Below are 15559 nucleotides of genomic sequence, written 5' to 3'. Positions count from 1 at the left end.
CCTGTCCTCCGAATCGCATGAACGACGTACGGGCCAATGTTACCGCATGCCTCCCTATACTGATCTTCATGCCTGAAGGTCACATTATCCATCGCCTCGCCGGCCGCCTGAACGAAGATTTCCGCGGCCAAGCCCTTTCCGTGAGCAGCCCCCAGGGCCGATTCACGCAGGAAGCGGCGGTGCTCGACGGCTCACAGATCGCCCAGGCAGAGACCTTCGGCAAGCACCTCTTCATCGACTTCGACGTGGAGGCCCCCGCCCACATCGTCTACATCCACCTGGGCCTGATCGGGCATCTGCGCTTCGAGCCTGCCGACGCCCACTGGGGCCAAATGCGCCTGCGCATCGAAACGGAAAACCAGTCCGCTAACCTGCGCGGGCCCCAGTTCTGCCGCCTGATCACGGAAGAGGAACGCGAGACGATTCTGGCGCGGGTGGGCGAGGACCCGATCCGCGACGACGCGGACCCGAACCGCCTGTGGGAGCGCGTGCACCGCTCCCGCCGCACGATCGGCGCGATGCTGATGGACCAGTCCATGTTCGCCGGCGTGGGCAATATCTACCGCGCCGAGGTGCTGTTTCGCCAGGGCATCTCCCCTTTCCTCACCGGCACCCAGCTAGACCGCGCCGAGTTCGACGCGCTCTGGGAGGACCTTGTTCTGCTGATGCGCCTGGGCGTACGCGACGGGGAGATTAATACTGTGCGCGATGAGCACATGCCCGAGACGATGGGGCGCGCCGCGCGTGACGACGAGCACGGCGGCGAAGTCTACGTCTACCGCCGCGAAGGCGAGCCCTGTTATGTGTGCGGCACGCCCGTGTCCTTCGAGGTGATGCAGGGCCGCAACCTGTTCTGGTGTTCGCACTGCCAGCCGAATTAGCCGCCTCGCCCCGCGTCTGCGGTGTGGCGCTACCCTGGGCACCATGAGCTACGCCTATACCGCCGACCAGATCCGTACCGCCGAAGAACCCCTGCTTGAGGCGCAGGATTTCCCGGATCAGCTGATGCAGCAGGCCGCCTCGGCTGTCTTTGAGGTGGCGCGGGCACTGGTGCTTGACGACGATCACCCCGCGGTTCTGATCCTGGCCGGCAAAGGGGGCAATGGTGGCGACGGTTTATATGCCGGCGCCCAATTAGCGATGCAGGGCGTAGCAGTCTCAGCCTTTCTCACCGCGGGTGAGGCGCACCAACCCGCGCTGACGGTCTTTGAACAGGCGGGCGGCACGGTACTTAAGGAAGCGCCGACAGACGAGGAGTGCGCCCGCTACCAGCTAGTGATCGATGCGATGACCGGCATCGGCGGGTCGGGCGGGATTGACGACGAACCCTACCGCATCATCGAGGCCGCGCGCGCCGGGCAGGTGCCCGTTCTGGCGGTTGATGTGCCCAGCGGCGTGGATGCCGATACCGGCCTAGCCCACCCCCAGCACGTCACCGCCGATGTGACCGTCACCTTTGGTGGCTTCCGCCTGGCTCACGGATTGGCGCCGGAGTGCGGGCTGCAGGTACTCGCGGAAATCGGCACCCCATCCCTGTCCAGCATTCTGCAGCGGCAGAATTCCCCCTATGTTCTACACCGCGCCACTCTGCCAGAATCCTCCTGGCTTGAGCCGCTGCAGGCTCTGCAGACCCTGCGCCCGCCTGCCATCACCAGCGTGGAACCGAGCGCTACCGACGACAAGTACAGCGGCGGCGTCGTGGGCATCCGCGCTGGCAGCGGCACCTATCCGGGAGCGGCGCTGCTCTCTGTGCGCGGGGCTGTCAACGCGACCCCGGCCATGGTGCGTTATGCCGGCCCCCAAGCTTTAGAGGTGGTGCGCGCCCACCCAGAGGTCGTGGTCACCGAGACCATCCAGGATGCCGGCCGCGTCCAAGCGTGGGTATTCGGCCCCGGCGCCGGCACCGACGAGGAGGCCGCGGCGGAACTCCAGCACCTCCTAGAAACAGACCTGCCAGTCCTCATTGATGCGGACGGGCTCACCCTCCTGGCAGAACACGAGAACTTAAGGGGCCTCGTCGTCAAGCGCGAAGCGTCCACTGTTCTCACGCCGCACGATGGCGAGTTCACGCGCCTGCGGGAGGCCTGCGGGCTCGATTCCGCCGGGCGCCTCGCAGAAACCGAGGCGTTGGCGCGGCACCTCCAGGCGATGGTGGTGCGCAAGGGACGCTCGACGATCATCGCAGGTGGCAGCCGCACCCACATCATCGACGCCGGCAATTCCTGGGCGGCAACCCCCGGCTCCGGGGACGTGCTTTCGGGCATCGCCGGCGCGCACCTGGCCGCCGGCACCCCGGACGCGGTGGTCCAGGCCGTGGCCATCCACGCGGCGGCCGCCAAGCTCAGCGCAACCACCCCCTACGGTGAGGGCCCGACGAGCGCCACGAAAATCGCCGACGCCGTCCCTGCAGCATCGGCACAGCTCACACGCGCTTAACGACGATTAGCCCACCAGGTCATGCCCGCCCAGATCGTGGGGATTGCCGGGACCAGAATAAAGATATAGGTGGGCCACCCGCCGAGGATGTGCAGCACCGACCACCCGCGCGATGGGCGGGCCAAGAAGCCGTAGTTCCCGCCGGTCAGCTTGTTCATCTGCGCGGCGAAGACGGCCCAGCCCGCGGTGATTCCGGTGGTCACGCGCCAATCGCGCCAGCTCGGACGGTAACCCAGGCCGAAGGTGAGCACGACCGGGACCACCAGCGCTACCGCGTGGAAGAACCAGTACGCCAACTCCTGGAGACGGGGCCGGTCCAACACGTATGCCATGTCTGGGGTGAGCAGCGCCATGGAGTTGAGCAGCGTGCCCCAGTAGAAACTCAGGGCGGTGGCGGTGGGGTTATCGGACAGCACGGCGAATGGGGTGATCACGCGCAGGAAATCGGACACGTGGAAAGGTGCCGTCTCATCCCACACGATGCGCTGCGGGTGCAGCACGTAGGCGTAGTAGGAAAAGACCATCACCCCAAGGAGGACGCCCGCTACCTTGCGTGCGGCTTTGACCACGTTCTTTGGCAGTTGGCGCACTGCGACGACGAGGATCCCAGAGATAATGATGATTAAAACAAGCACGGTGAGGTGCGTGCGGTCGAACTGTTTAATGGTCTGGTGCGACCTGCCAGTGTGTAGTGAAGTCCACGGAGGCGGTTGATAGGCCATGGTGAGCGATTCTAACGCGCGTCCCACCTCAACACGTGGCTGACCACCCGCAAAGCGATATAGTCCTCCGTGCATAGTGCGAGTGGCTTAATGAAAACGAAATGGCATCACGTACTATGGGGCGAGGACTATATCGGTTTGCAAGATGTGGACTAGATCAGCTGCGGCTCCAGCACCTGGCCATCGGCGACGGTGATCACGCGGTCATCCTCGCGCAGCAGGGAGCGGTCGTGGGTGACAAACATGCAGGCCACACCGGTGTCCTGGACCAAGTCGCGGATGAGCGTCACCACTTCCGCGGTGGAACGGCTGTCAAGAGCCGAGGTGGGTTCGTCGGCAAGCACCAGCTCAGGTTCGCCCATCAGGGCGCGGGCGATGCCGACGCGCTGGCGTTGCCCGCCGGAGAGTTGACCGATGGGGCGATCGCCAAGGCCTTCAAGGCTGACGCGTTCCAGGAGTTCGTCGGCGCGATCGCGGCGGGGGCGCACACCGCGGATGTGGTCGGTGACCAGCAGTTGTTCGGCGGCGGTGAGCGATCCGATGAGGTTGGCCTGCTGGAAGATGATGCCGATGTGGTCGCGGCGTACGGCGGCACGGTTATCGTCGGTCAGCTTTTCACCGGCGACGTGCACGGTGCCGGAATCCGGGCTAATCAGCCCGCCGGCCACGGACAGGAGGGTGGATTTGCCGGAGCCGGATTCGCCGACGACGAAGCCCAGCTCGCCGGCGTCCAGTTCCAGGGATACGCTGTCCAAGGCGGTGAAGCGGGTGAGGCCGTCGGGGTAGGTGACTGTGGCGTTAGAAATGCTCAAAGGCGTGTTGGAAGGTGTCATGCTGTTGCTCCTGCGAGTGCGTCGTTGGGGTTGATGCGGGTAATGGTGCGGGTGGTCAGGGCGGCACCAATCATGCCGAGCACCCAGATGCCGGCAGCCGGACCGAGGATGGACAGCCAGCCCAGCGAGAAAGGCACCACGGTGGCAGCGGCCAGACCAATGGCGGCGGCGAGCAGCGTGCCTGCGACCACGCCGATAGCGAGGATGACTGCCGCCTGGCCTAGGGCATCGCGCAGCAGATACCCATTGGTCGCGCCGATGGCCTTGAGGATGGAGAGGTCGCGGGTGCGCTGGATCGTCCACACGGACAAGAACGCGACCGTGACAAGTGCGGAGATAGCGTAGAGGAAGCCCTGCATCGTCAGCAGTGAGCCCTGCTCAGACTGGTAGGCGCTCAGCCCCTGGAAGGATTCCTTCAGGGTGACGGCACCCGGCGCGTCGGCGTCATCGGTCAGCGCCACGGTTCCTACAGCATCGGTGTGCGCGACCTGCTGCCACACCTGCGTGGGCACCCAGATCACGGGCGTGTGGGAGTAGTGGGTGTCCTCAACCACGGCATCGACGCTGGTGGTGGCAGCACCAAGGGTGACCTCGTCGTCAAGCGCAAGGCCTAGCGACGAAGAAGCCACCGCCCCGTCGCCCACCTGTTCTCCCCCGGGCAGCTGCGTACCTTCGGGCAGGCCCAGCACGGCGACAGACTGCTCATTACCCTGCGCGTCCTGCAACAGTGTCTGGGCAGTGCCCAAGGGCGTGGTGCCGGCAGGGGCATCGTCGATACGCGAGGTAGTAAAGGAGGGGTCCTCGGGGTCCTCGAAGATCACTCCGGCGGGGTTGAGCGCTTCAAGCGCGGATGTGTTTTGTTTGCCAAGGCCGGCGGTCAGCCCGGTCAGCAGGACCAGCAGCATGGTGATCAGTCCCACCACTGCGGTGATCAGGCCGATGCGACCGGGGGCGCGGCGTAATTCTCTCATTCCTACGAACATGCTTTCATCATGCGTCCGACCAGGCACTATATACATCGCCTGCAGGGTGGATTCTGAAATCAACCGATCGGTTGAGCCCGGTTCCACCAACCGGCGCTAGCGTGGATGGGGTGAAAACCACGCACCGTATTTTGTTATCCTTACGCATTGCTTTGCACGTGCTGGTGGCGTTTTTGTTGCTGCTGGGCGTGATCCAGGTGTGGGATCAGCCGTGGGTGGTGGGCGTGGCCGCCGTGTTTGCCGCGGTGTATGTGGTGGGCACGGTGTGGCATAACCGGGGCGGACGCTTTTCGACGACCACCGCGGTGGTTTGGCTGGTGGTGATCAGCGCGCTGTGGGTGGTGCTGGTGTGGGCCTCCCCAAGCTTTGTGTGGCTCTTGTTCCCGCTGGTGTTTTTGCTGCTGTATGTGGCGCCGGCCCCGTGGGGTGTGGTGGCAACTTTTCTGGCGTGGGTGGTGGCCGTGGTGGTCTCCGTGCCGGCCTCAGGTGTTGCGGGGGCGGTAGGCCCGGGGATCGGCACCGTGCTTGCGGTGGTGATTTACTACTCCTACCAGGCCTTGAAGCGCGAAACGGAGCACTACCGCAAGCTTGCCACCCGGCTGGCGCACACGCAGGAGGATCTGGCGGAGGCTCAGCACCAGGCCGGCGTGATGGAGGAGCGCACCCGCCTGTCTCGCGAGATCCATGACACGTTGGCGCAGGGTTTCTCATCGATTGTGCTGCTGGCGCGCGCCGGGCGGGGCAGCCAGGGCGAGGCAGTGGTGGAAGCGTTGGACTCGATTGAGGAGACCGCGCAGGACAATCTGGCCCAGGCCCGCGCCCTGATCCGCGGCGAAACGAACACCGATCTTCCGCTTGACCAGCGCGTTGAGCACGAGGCCCAGAAGGTGCGCCGCCGCCAAGACGCGCTGGGCACACCCCTGGACATCCGCACCAGCGTGGCCCCAAACATTACCGGCCCGGCCGCCGATGTGGCGGCCGCGGTAGTGCGCGAGGGCTTAAGTAATATTGCCCGCCACGCGCATGCCACCCAGGCGGTGATCACGGTGGATGCGTTGCCGGGGCAGCTCACCGTGGACGTCTTCGACAACGGCGGCGGCATGCACACGGCCCCGGGTTATGGGCTAACCCAGCTGCGCCGCCGCGTGGAGGAAGCGGGAGGAACATTCACGGTAGAGTCGTCGTCAAGCGGAACGGTGCTGGCAGCGAGCCTGCCGCGGGAGGTGCAGCCATGATTCATGTGATGCTTATCGACGATCACCCGGTCGTCCGCGCGGGCCTGCGCGCCATTTTGAACAACTTCCCCGATGTGGAAGTGGTGGCCGAAGGTTCTGACGGCGCAGCGATCGCCGAGATGCCGGAGGGCGTGGGCGTGGTGATCACCGATATCCAGATGCCGGGGGTGGACGGGATTGAGGTCACCCGGCGTCTGCGGGCCGAAGGCGGGCCACCGGTGTTGATCCTGACCACCTATGACACCCAGGCTAATATCCTGGCCGCGGTGGAGGCCGGCGCGATGGGTTTCCTGCTGAAAGACGCGCCCGAGTCGGAGCTGCACGCGGCGGTGGTGGCCACGGCGGCCGGCCGGCGCACCCTGTCGTCGGAGGTTGCTGAGGTGCTTGCGGACCGGATGATGCGCCCCGACGAGGCCTTGAGCGCGCGCGAGATGGAGATCCTTGAGGCGCTGCAGACCGGCAAGTCGAACCGGGAGATCGCCGCCGCGCTGTTCATTTCTGAGGCGACGGTGAAAACCCACCTGATCCACATCTATTCGAAGTTGGGCGTGGACAATTGTACGGCGGCGGTGGATCAGGCACGCCAGCGGCGCTTGCTTTAGGGTGGGTTGCATGCAGCACGTTCCCGTTATCATCATCGGCGCAGGCCAAGCCGGCCTCGCCACCGCCTACTACCTCCGCCGCAACGGGATTGAGCCCGTGCTTATCGACGCCCAACCCGGCCCCGGCGGTGCGTGGCAGCAGTACTGGGACTCACTCACCTTGTTTTCTAATGCGGGTTTTTCTAACCTGCCCGGCATGCCCATGCCCAGCTATGAGGGCTACCCGCCGCGGGACCATGTGGTGGACTACTTCACCGCGTGGGAAGAGCGCTATGACTTCGATATCCGCAGGCCCTACGTGGTGGGCAAGGTGGAACATGACGGCGAGCGCTTCATCGTTCGCGCAGCGCCTGCCGACGATTTCTCTACCGCCGAACCACTCGAATTCACCACCGATAACGTGGTGGTGTGCACCGGCATCTGGACCGCACCTTTTGTCCCCTCGGTGCCGGGCACCCTGGAAGGCCAGTTCTGGCACGCGGCGAACTACCCCGGAAAGGAGACTTTCCGGGACACGAAGGTGGCCGTTGTCGGCGGCGGGAACTCAGGCGCGCAGATCGCGGCCGAACTCTCCGAGGTCGCGGAGGTCGTGTGGCTGACCCGGAGCGAACCGCGATGGATGCCCGACGAAATCGACGGCGCTGACTTGTTCCGCCGCAACCGGGAGCGCTACCTGGCCGCCGCTAAGGGCGAGGAAGATCCAGGTGACGTGGAGAACTTGGGCGATATTGTCATGGTCCCCGGGGTTAAGAGGGCCCGCGACGAGGGCCGATTGCAGGCGCAGCCCATGGTCGATGACCTCGACGAGCTTGAGGGCCTCAACCACCTCATTTGGTGTACTGGCTTCCGGCCCGCCTGGGGCCCGGTCCAGCACCTGCTGGATAGTACGGAGCCGACCGTGGAGGGCCTCTACCTGGTGGGCTTTGCGGAGGCGAATGGGCCCGGCGCGGACACGATCATGGGGGTCAGCCCCTTTGCGAAGCAGACGGCGGCGGCGATCGCGCAGCGCTGATTAGTGCGGGGCGCCGCCGAGCACACGTGTGCGGTGAAGGACTAGGGTGCACGGTTTGCCACAAAAGTTTCCGTATCTGCCCCTTTCCGCGATGAGTTTCGCGGCGTTCATCTACGTCACTTTCGAGATGTTCGCCGTGGGCCTGATCACCCCGATGTCGCGCGACCTCGGCGTGACGGAGGGGCAGATCGGTCTGCTGATGACGGTCTATGCGGGCATCGTGGCCGTGGTCACGCTCCCGCTGATGTATTTCACGCGCAACCTGAACCGCAAGCCGCTGTTCATGTCCACGCTGTTATTTTTGATCCTGGGCATCGTGTTGCAAGGCATCGCCACAAATTATTGGGTGTTGGTGGCCGGCCGTGTCGCAGCCGCTCTGACCCACGGCTTGTTCTGGTCCGCGGTGAATCCGATGGCAGCGCGCCTGGCACCGGCGGGCCATGCGGGCCGGGCGATTGGCGTGGTCTCGATCGGTTCGACGATGGCGCTTGTGGTTGGCTCCCCACTGGCCACCTTCTTCGGCACGTTGTTGGGTTGGCGCACCGCCACCTGGCTTTTGGGCGGGCTCGTTGTGCTCGCCTTTATCGCTTTGTTTTTCAGCTTGCCGACGATGCCTGCCCGCACTCCCCCACCTGCCACCGAGCAGGTGCGTCAGCGTTCAGCGCTGCCCTCGTTGATCGTGTACTTGTTGCTGGCCGTCACCGCCGCCTTTTCCGCCTATACCTATTTGGGTCTAATCGTGGAGGTCACATCCGGCCCCGAGCTGGTGGCCATTGGGCTTGCGGCTTTCGGCGGTTTCGGGGTGGTCGGCGTCTTGCTGGCGACCCGCATGGTGGATACGCGCATGATCCGCCTGAATACTCTGACGGCTGGTTCCATGGTGCTCGCCGCCGTCCTGGGCCTGCTTGGTTTCGCATCGACGGGCACGACCACTGTGGCGCTGATCTTCCTCATGATCGCGATCTTCGGCACCGGTTATGGTGCGCTGCCCACCGTGGCCACGACCATTTTCCTGCACGCGGGTAAGGAGAATCAGGACCGCGCGAGCTCCATCTACGTGGTCACATATCAGGTAGGTATCGCGTCGGGTTCCGCCCTGGGGTCAGTCGCTGTGGACGGTGGCTTTTTGCCCGGCACCGTTGTTCTGTTGGGCGTGCTCGCAACGGCGGCCGGGCTGACGTTGGCATTGTGGTCGCGCCCGCTGCTGCGTTAAGGGCGCATCCGGCCACGCCCACACTAGGTTGTTGACAAGTCACCATCACTAGATAGGCTGGGGCCATTATGACGAAAACCCCACCACAGATCACCACCGTCGGCATCCTGGGCGCCGGCAAAGTAGGCACCGCCATCGGGCGTTTAGCCACTAACGCCGGATACACCACGCTCATTGCCACCGCGAAGCCCAAAGAAGAGATCCAGATGCTCACCGAGTTCATGGTTCCCGGGGCTCGCGCCGTCGATACGCACGAGATCGCCACAGCAGACCTTGTCGTCGTGTCGATCCCCCTGCGCAAATACCAGGAGCTCGACCCCGACCTGCTCGACGGCAAGGTGGTGATCGACACCATGAATTATTGGGCACCCACCGACGGCACCATCGATGCCTTCGAGGACCCAGAATTATCCAGCTCAGAGATCGTCGCTAAGCACTTAGCCCAATCCACCGTGGTCCGCACCCTCAATCACATCGGCTACCACGACATGGATGAGGACCACCGCCCCGCTGGCGCACCCGACCGCAGAGCGCTCGCCGTCGCCGCCGACGACGAAGAGGCAAAACAGCTGGTCATGAACTTCATCGACACTGTCGGCTTCGACCCTGTCGACGCCGGCACCCTCAACGACGCCCGCGCGATGGCCAACGGCACCGAAATTTTCAACGGCTCCCACAACTCCCGCGAGCTCACCCACCTTCTCCAACTAGCGAAAGCGCAGGCATAACATGATCCCCTCCATCGAAATCGGCGTCTACTCCTTCGGCGACACCCAACGCGACGCCGACGGCAACCTCACCCACACCGGCACCACCATCCAGAACCTCTTCGAAGCAATCACGCTTGCCGACGAACTGGGCCTCGACTACTTCGGCATCGGCGAACACCACACCGAAACCATGCCCATGAGCTCGCCGGGCACCATGATCGCCGCCGCGGCAGCCGCCACCAAACAGATCACACTCGGCTCTGGCGCCTCCATCATCTCCACGGATGACCCGGTCCGCGTCTTCCAACAGTTCGCCATCGCCGATGCCATCGCGCCCGGCCGCGTCGAAATCACCGCAGGGCGCGGCTCCTCGACAGAAACCTTTCCCCTATTCGGCTACTCGCTGCAACAGTACGACGAGCTCTTCGCCGACCGCCTCGACCTCCTCCTGACCCTCAACAACTCAGAGACAGAAAAGGTCACCTGGTCAGGCACAACCCGACCGGAGATCGATAACCTAGCCGTCGTTCCACGCCCGGTCTCAGGAAAGCTGCCCATCTGGTTGGGCACCGGCGGCAACCCTGGTTCCTCCATGCGCGCCGGGCAACTCGGGCTGCCCGTCAGCTATGGCATCATCGGTGGCCAGCCCGCCCGCTTCGCACCCCTGACCCAGCTCTACCGGCAGGCCGGGCGCCAGGCAGGGCATTCCGACGAACAACTTAAGGTGTCCGTAGCTACCTGGGGACTCATCGCGGAGACCAAGGATGAGGCTCTTGAGAAAATGCTGCCGGGCTGGATCAACCTGAACATTGAGATGGGGCAGCTGCGCGGCTGGCAGGAACCAGATACCCGCGCGTATTACGCCCAGGCCGGCGAGCACGGGGCTTACTTCATTGGCAGCCCCGACGAGATTGCTCGTCGTATCGTCAACCTGCACGAGCATTTGGGGCACATGCGCCACTTCTTCCAGATGGACGTGGGCGCCACCCCGCACGAGTACGTACTGGACTCGATCCGCCTGCTGGCTGAAGAGGTCAAGCCCCGCGTGGACCACCTGCTGGCGCAGAAGTATCAGTAGGAGTCTAGGCGGACGCTCAGAATTCTCGGTGGTGAAAGTTGAAGGGCGCACACATACATCCATGAATCAGTGCGCCTTCGACCTTCGCTTTCTCGAGGTCGCAGGGGCTGACGTAGCGGAGTGAAGAGTGACGCCGCTGCCGGTTGTAGAACGCTTCAATCCAATGTGCTACGGCTCGACGCGCTTGATCACGGTTCTGCCATGTCCGACGGTCGTAGAACTCGGTTTTCAATGTTGACCAAAATGAAGTGTCCCGGGTTTTGTTGTAAGAACGAAAAGTTGCTGAACTAGCCTCTGAACGGGTAAAGGCTACTTGCAATGGCTGTTATAAAAAGCTCCTAGATTTTCATCAGAGTGCTACGGGTTCTGGTCTGTAACCAATCGCTCTACCACTCCTACTAGTATCAAGGTCATCAAAAGCCCTATGACCCCTGGCATTACTGCCCCCACCGGGTCGTTCAATACAACATCAGGTAAAAGTGTTACTAAACTCATCCGGACGCCTATCATGACTGCTAATGCACTTGCCAGTGTTATGACGACTGTTCTCTTCGAAACACCACTAAAAAACTGTCGAGCCTGGGGGTGTTGACTTCTCTTTTTATCCCTAACCAAGTAAGCATCTGCGAATCCTATCGGTTTATAGGTTGAACTAGCCCCTAAAAGTTGGACTGGTTTAATTCTAGGCGATGAGGGCATCAAGGGTCTGATTCCGATATTGCATCGGGGTCAGGCCCTTGAGTCGTTGTTGGAGTCGGTTGTTGTACCAGACGATGTAGTCATCGACAGAGGCAATAAGCTCGCTCCAGCTGGAATGTTGATAATGAATACCTTGATCTGTGTGCACCATAAGGCCTTCTGCTGGCGTATGTGAGTCAATCGCGTTTTTCAACGAGGTTGACTCATCGCTGTCGAGGGTGATCTCGATAGTTCGTATGCCAGGATTGTGCGGTCATATCTCCCTCTTTCGTCATCTCTGCTGCGTTCGTGCGCTAGTTGAAGCACTTTCCTTCGCGGTAGTGATTCCCAGAATCGCGTTGTCCAGCAGACGCACGCCCTCAACCTCGGCAGCGACGATCGCCAAAGCAGGCCGCTGCGCGGGATCCTGCAGCAGACGCATAGTCGCTGGGTCTACTAGTTCGAAGTAGTCCAGCACAACACCCTGCGCGGCAGCCAGCTCAGCGCGCACTTCGTCCACCGGCCGCGTCTCTACCTCCCGCAGGGCACGCGATAACGCCAGCGCGTCCGCTTTTCCCTGGGCGCTCAGTCGCTGATTCCGGCTGGATTCCGCCAGGCCCTCACTGGTGCGCTGGATGGGCACGGCGACGATCTCAACCGGAAAATGTAGATCAGCCACCATGCGGCGCAGCACAACCACTTGCTGGGCGTCCTTCTGCCCGAAATACGCGCGGTCCGGACCAACCAGGTGAAACAGGATGGATACCACGGTGGCCACCCCGTCGAAATGCCCCGGACGTGACGCGCCCTCATACACCTCCCCCAGCTCCCCGGCACGCACCCACACTGCAGGCACACCACTGGGATACATTTCCTCAACGCTGGGAGCGAAAAGAATATCTACCCCGGCGCGACGGCACACGTCAGCATCGCCCTCAAGATCGCGAGGATACAGGCGGTAGTCATCACAATCGCCAAGGTCAGTGAACTGCAACGGGTTCACAAAGTCACTCACGACGACCACGTCGCACTCGGCACGCGCCGCCCGCATCAGTGCCGCGTGCCCAGAGTGCAGCGCGCCCATCGTCGGCACCAGCCCCACCGTGCCTGCCCCGCCGTCTTTGCCCTTGATGTTGGCCAGCACACGGGACAGCTCGGCGCGGGTACTCACCACCAGCATGGTCACTCCTTGAAAGTTTCGTCCGCGCCGGGGAAGTCCCCAGCGATCACGTCGTCATGGTAGGCCCGGGCGGCGCGGGTGAGTTCCTCGCCGAGGCTCGCGTATCGACGAACGAAGCGTGGTGCTTTGCCGTGCGGATCCATTCCGAAGGCATCCGTCCACACGAGCACCTGCCCATCAGTGTTCTTACCTGCACCAATACCGATGGTAGGGATGCCCACCTCCTTGGTGACCTGGGCAGCGACCTTCTCTGGAACCATCTCGAGTACCACCGCGAACGCGCCGGCTTCGGCGACCGCGTGGGCGTCGGCAAGCACAGCCTGGGCAGAGTCACCGCGCCCCTGGACGACATAGCCGCCGAGCGCGTGCTCAGACTGAGGGGTGTATCCGATGTGCGCGCACACAGGGATTCCTGCGCCCACCAGGGTGCGAATCGTCTCTGCGCGCGCGACCCCACCCTCCAGCTTCACGGCGTGCGCACCGGTGTCCTGCATGACGCGCACCGCGTTTGCCAGCGCTTGCTCAGGGCCAACTTCATAGGTGCCGAAGGGTAAGTCCACCACCACAAAGGCGCGGCGGGACCCGCGGACCACAGCGGCACCCATGGCGATCATCTCGTTAAGCGTGATTGGCAGGGTGGTCTCCATCCCATAGACCACATTGGCGGCCGAATCACCGACCAGCAGTATGTCGATGCCGGCGTCGTCGAAAATGCGCGCCGTCAACGCGTCATAGGAGGTGAGCATAGAAAAGCGGCGCCGCTCGGCTTTCGCTTTCGCGAAGTAGCCGGTGCGGAGCCGCCGAATTGGCTGAGTCATAAGCCTTAAGCCTAGAACTCACCCTTGGCTGGTGCAGCCACTTTTAGATATTCATTCACCGCGCAATGCGATTTATAACCAGGTCCAGGGCTTCCACCAGCGGGCGGTTGGCTCTGATTCTGTCTGGTTAGCGGTCTGGTTGTAGCCATTAAGGAGGTCATATGGGCTCCACCGGCGCTCGGGGGCTTCGCGCGGGGCAGGTGCTGCTTCCTCTTCACCGTCTGGGTTGCCGCCGAGCAGATCCCATGGGGTCCAGCGGCGTGGGCGATCGTCGTCCGCATCCCGTTCGCTCTCCTCCGGAGGAACAGGTAGGCCAATCTCCCGCTGCTCGTCGTTCGGCAACGGTGCCTCGACAGGCTCAGGTTCCGGAGCCGGCTGCACGGGCGCGGGAGCATTGCCGGCGACACTACGAACTGCTGCGCCACCGTCGATCAGGCCAGCGCCGCAACCGTACTGGCAGTTCATCGGGCGGGCGGTGTCCTTGATGATCCGCTCGATGCGGTCAGGAGAAAGGCTCGGATCAACCGCGAGCATGTTCGCGATGACCCCGGAGACAAATGGGGTGGCCATGGACGTGCCCTGGTAGTAGGCATAGTTGGGGCGCCCCTGGCGGGTTTCGCCAGAGTTCAGAGTAGACAGCACGCCCCTGTCACGCTGGAAGTCACCACCCGGCGCCGTCACGTCGACTCGGTCGCCGAAGTTGGAGTAGGAAGCCACGTTGCCGGTTTCACCAGAAGCGCCCACGGTGATGACGCCTTCACAGTTAGCGGGCTGGACGTTCGCGGCGTTTTGGCGCTCATTGCCTGCGGCGACGACGACCGTGGCGCCGTTCTGGCGGGCCGTGTCGATCGCGGATTGGTAGGTGCGGGAGCAGCGACCATTACCGCCCAGGGACAGGTTGATCACCTGCGCTGGGGTGTTGTTTCGTGGCACCTGCTGGATGTTGGCACCGGATGCCCACATGATGGCGTCCGCAATATCGGAGGTATACCCACCGCAGGCAGCGAGGGCACGCAGTGGCTGCACCTTGGCGTTGGGTGCGACACCGGCAACCCCCATGCCGTTGTCGGCCTGGGCGGCAATGGTGCCAGCCACGTGGGTACCGTGCCACGAGGAGACAGCAGCATGTGGATTGTTCCCGCACTGGTAGGCGGCGTACCAGTCGCCTTCGTCGGTGGGGTTGTTGTCGCGGCCGTTGCCATCGCGGGCAGCTTGAGGATCGGACACAAAGTCATATCCGGCAACCACATTCGCATCCAGGTCCGGGTGGGCAGCGTAGCCGGAATCCACCACGGCAACGGTCACGCCGTCGCCCCTGGTTGGGCTTGCTTCCCACGCTTCCTCCACGCGGCCACCGTTGGGGCCGTGGAAGGGCCACTGCAGGTTGTAGAATTCGTCGTTGGCGGCAAACGCCGTCATGATGGTGTCCGGTTCGATGTAGTCCACGTTGCCGGTGGCGGTCATCTGGTCCATGAATTCCTGGGATTCAGCAGGTTCCAAGACCTTGTCCACGGAAACCACGACGGTGCCGTCAGGGCGGGAGCGCACTTCGTCCACGTCCACCCCCACCTGATCGCCGGCGGAGTTAGTGGCAGTCTGGCGGTCCTGCGGGGTTTCGGAGTTGTCTTTGTAGCGGACGATGAATCGGTCCGTCTGTTTCTGATCAATCGTGAGCTCTGTGGTGGCTAGGCGGCTTTCCGATTGTTCCCGGTCCTCCACGCCTTCAGTGTCTTGTGCGTGTGCCGCGGGCATGGCCATGGTGGTTCCCAACGCGATCACGCCTGCGACGGCGAAAGCGCGCGCTGTCCCTCTTCTATCAACCATGAAGGGCCTTTCCTCTTGTGGGTGTATCTTAATGATTTCTTAGAATCGAAACACATTGTTACATAGCCCGAAAACTTTTGCCACATAGACACTTTTTCCACGTCAAACGATACTTATTCCCGCAGAATGCTTTACGACGAGACCTTCACCCGGCCCATAACTTAATTCTTTCTTAGCCTAATCTGAACGCAATGGTCATGTGGTTTTATCGCACCTCCAACCAAGCAGCACGAAA

General features: G+C 62.9%; 15 protein-coding genes and 1 pseudogene. 8 read left to right on the top strand and 8 right to left on the bottom strand.

Going from position 1 to position 15559, the window contains the following annotated elements; all coding sequences use genetic code 11:
• The first annotated feature begins 68 nt into the window (after positions 1-68).
• Positions 69-881 (top strand): Fpg/Nei family DNA glycosylase, encoded by an 813-nt coding sequence (locus tag ACHFGA_RS04720; protein WP_394281270.1) that lies wholly within the window; start codon positions 69-71, stop codon positions 879-881.
• Between the two features lie 43 nt (positions 882-924).
• Positions 925-2436 (top strand): bifunctional ADP-dependent NAD(P)H-hydrate dehydratase/NAD(P)H-hydrate epimerase, encoded by a 1512-nt coding sequence (locus tag ACHFGA_RS04715; RefSeq protein WP_394281269.1) that lies wholly within the window; start codon positions 925-927, stop codon positions 2434-2436.
• On the opposite strand, the gene ACHFGA_RS04710 is transcribed toward ACHFGA_RS04715, so the two are convergent.
• The 3 genes from ACHFGA_RS04710 to ACHFGA_RS04700 form a co-directional block, all read right to left on the bottom strand.
• The gene (locus tag ACHFGA_RS04710) at positions 2433-3158 is read right to left on the bottom strand and encodes a TIGR02206 family membrane protein (RefSeq protein WP_394281268.1); all 726 of its coding nucleotides are present in this window, start codon (positions 3156-3158) and stop codon (positions 2433-2435) included. The genes ACHFGA_RS04715 and ACHFGA_RS04710 overlap by 4 nt on opposite strands.
• A gap of 152 nt (positions 3159-3310) precedes the next feature.
• A complete protein-coding gene (locus ACHFGA_RS04705; RefSeq protein ID WP_394281267.1) occupies positions 3311-3991 on the bottom strand; it encodes an ABC transporter ATP-binding protein in 681 nt (226 codons plus the stop codon).
• Positions 3988-4974, bottom strand: a complete 987-nt coding sequence (locus tag ACHFGA_RS04700; RefSeq protein ID WP_394281266.1) for an ABC transporter permease — start codon at positions 4972-4974, stop codon at positions 3988-3990. The genes ACHFGA_RS04705 and ACHFGA_RS04700 overlap by 4 nt, the downstream gene beginning before the upstream one ends.
• Positions 4975-5084: 110 nt before the next feature.
• On the opposite strand from ACHFGA_RS04700, the gene ACHFGA_RS04695 reads away from it, so the two are divergent.
• The 6 genes from ACHFGA_RS04695 to ACHFGA_RS04670 all read left to right on the top strand — a co-directional run bounded on the left by ACHFGA_RS04695 (position 5085) and on the right by ACHFGA_RS04670 (position 10824).
• Positions 5085-6209: a sensor histidine kinase gene (locus ACHFGA_RS04695; protein WP_394281265.1), complete on the top strand. Its 1125-nt coding sequence runs from the start codon at positions 5085-5087 to the stop codon at positions 6207-6209.
• Positions 6206-6811 (top strand): response regulator, encoded by a 606-nt coding sequence (locus tag ACHFGA_RS04690; protein WP_394281264.1) that lies wholly within the window; start codon positions 6206-6208, stop codon positions 6809-6811. The genes ACHFGA_RS04695 and ACHFGA_RS04690 overlap by 4 nt, the downstream gene beginning before the upstream one ends.
• Positions 6812-6821: 10 nt before the next feature.
• On the top strand, positions 6822-7823 hold the full coding sequence (locus ACHFGA_RS04685; protein WP_394281263.1) for an FAD-dependent oxidoreductase: 1002 nt from the start codon (positions 6822-6824) through the stop codon (positions 7821-7823).
• A 91-nt stretch (positions 7824-7914) separates the two neighbouring features.
• On the top strand, positions 7915-9036 hold the full coding sequence (locus ACHFGA_RS04680) for an MFS transporter (protein ID WP_394281280.1): 1122 nt from the start codon (positions 7915-7917) through the stop codon (positions 9034-9036).
• Positions 9037-9104: 68 nt separating this feature from the next.
• Positions 9105-9764, top strand: coding sequence for an NADPH-dependent F420 reductase (locus tag ACHFGA_RS04675; RefSeq protein ID WP_018581218.1), 660 nt, complete (start codon positions 9105-9107; stop codon positions 9762-9764).
• 1 nt (position 9765) lies between these two features.
• The gene (locus ACHFGA_RS04670) at positions 9766-10824 is read left to right on the top strand and encodes an LLM class flavin-dependent oxidoreductase (RefSeq protein ID WP_394281262.1); all 1059 of its coding nucleotides are present in this window, start codon (positions 9766-9768) and stop codon (positions 10822-10824) included.
• Positions 10825-10840: 16 nt separating this feature from the next.
• On the opposite strand, the gene ACHFGA_RS04665 is transcribed toward ACHFGA_RS04670, so the two are convergent.
• The 5 genes and pseudogenes from ACHFGA_RS04665 to ACHFGA_RS04645 all read right to left on the bottom strand — a co-directional run bounded on the left by ACHFGA_RS04665 (position 10841) and on the right by ACHFGA_RS04645 (position 15324).
• Positions 10841-11143, bottom strand: a complete 303-nt coding sequence (locus ACHFGA_RS04665; RefSeq protein WP_394281261.1) for an IS3 family transposase — start codon at positions 11141-11143, stop codon at positions 10841-10843.
• Positions 11144-11506: 363 nt separating this feature from the next.
• Positions 11507-11781 (bottom strand): annotated as a pseudogene (locus tag ACHFGA_RS04660) (IS3 family transposase); the annotation flags it as partial.
• Positions 11782-11794: 13 nt separating this feature from the next.
• Positions 11795-12682, bottom strand: a complete 888-nt coding sequence (panC, locus tag ACHFGA_RS04655; RefSeq protein WP_018581221.1) for a pantoate--beta-alanine ligase — start codon at positions 12680-12682, stop codon at positions 11795-11797.
• Between the two features lie 2 nt (positions 12683-12684).
• Entirely contained in the window at positions 12685-13500 is an 816-nt protein-coding gene (gene panB, locus ACHFGA_RS04650; protein WP_394281260.1) for a 3-methyl-2-oxobutanoate hydroxymethyltransferase, read from the bottom strand.
• Between the two features lie 72 nt (positions 13501-13572).
• On the bottom strand, positions 13573-15324 hold the full coding sequence (locus ACHFGA_RS04645; RefSeq protein ID WP_081618001.1) for a S8 family peptidase: 1752 nt from the start codon (positions 15322-15324) through the stop codon (positions 13573-13575).
• Positions 15325-15559: the final 235 nt, after the last annotated feature.

This window comes from Corynebacterium sp. (genome assembly GCF_043426755.1).
In the GTDB taxonomy this organism is placed as follows: domain Bacteria; phylum Actinomycetota; class Actinomycetes; order Mycobacteriales; family Mycobacteriaceae; genus Corynebacterium.
The sequence above is the reverse complement of the archived record's forward strand: the minus strand, read 5'-3'. Positions and strand labels throughout refer to the sequence as shown.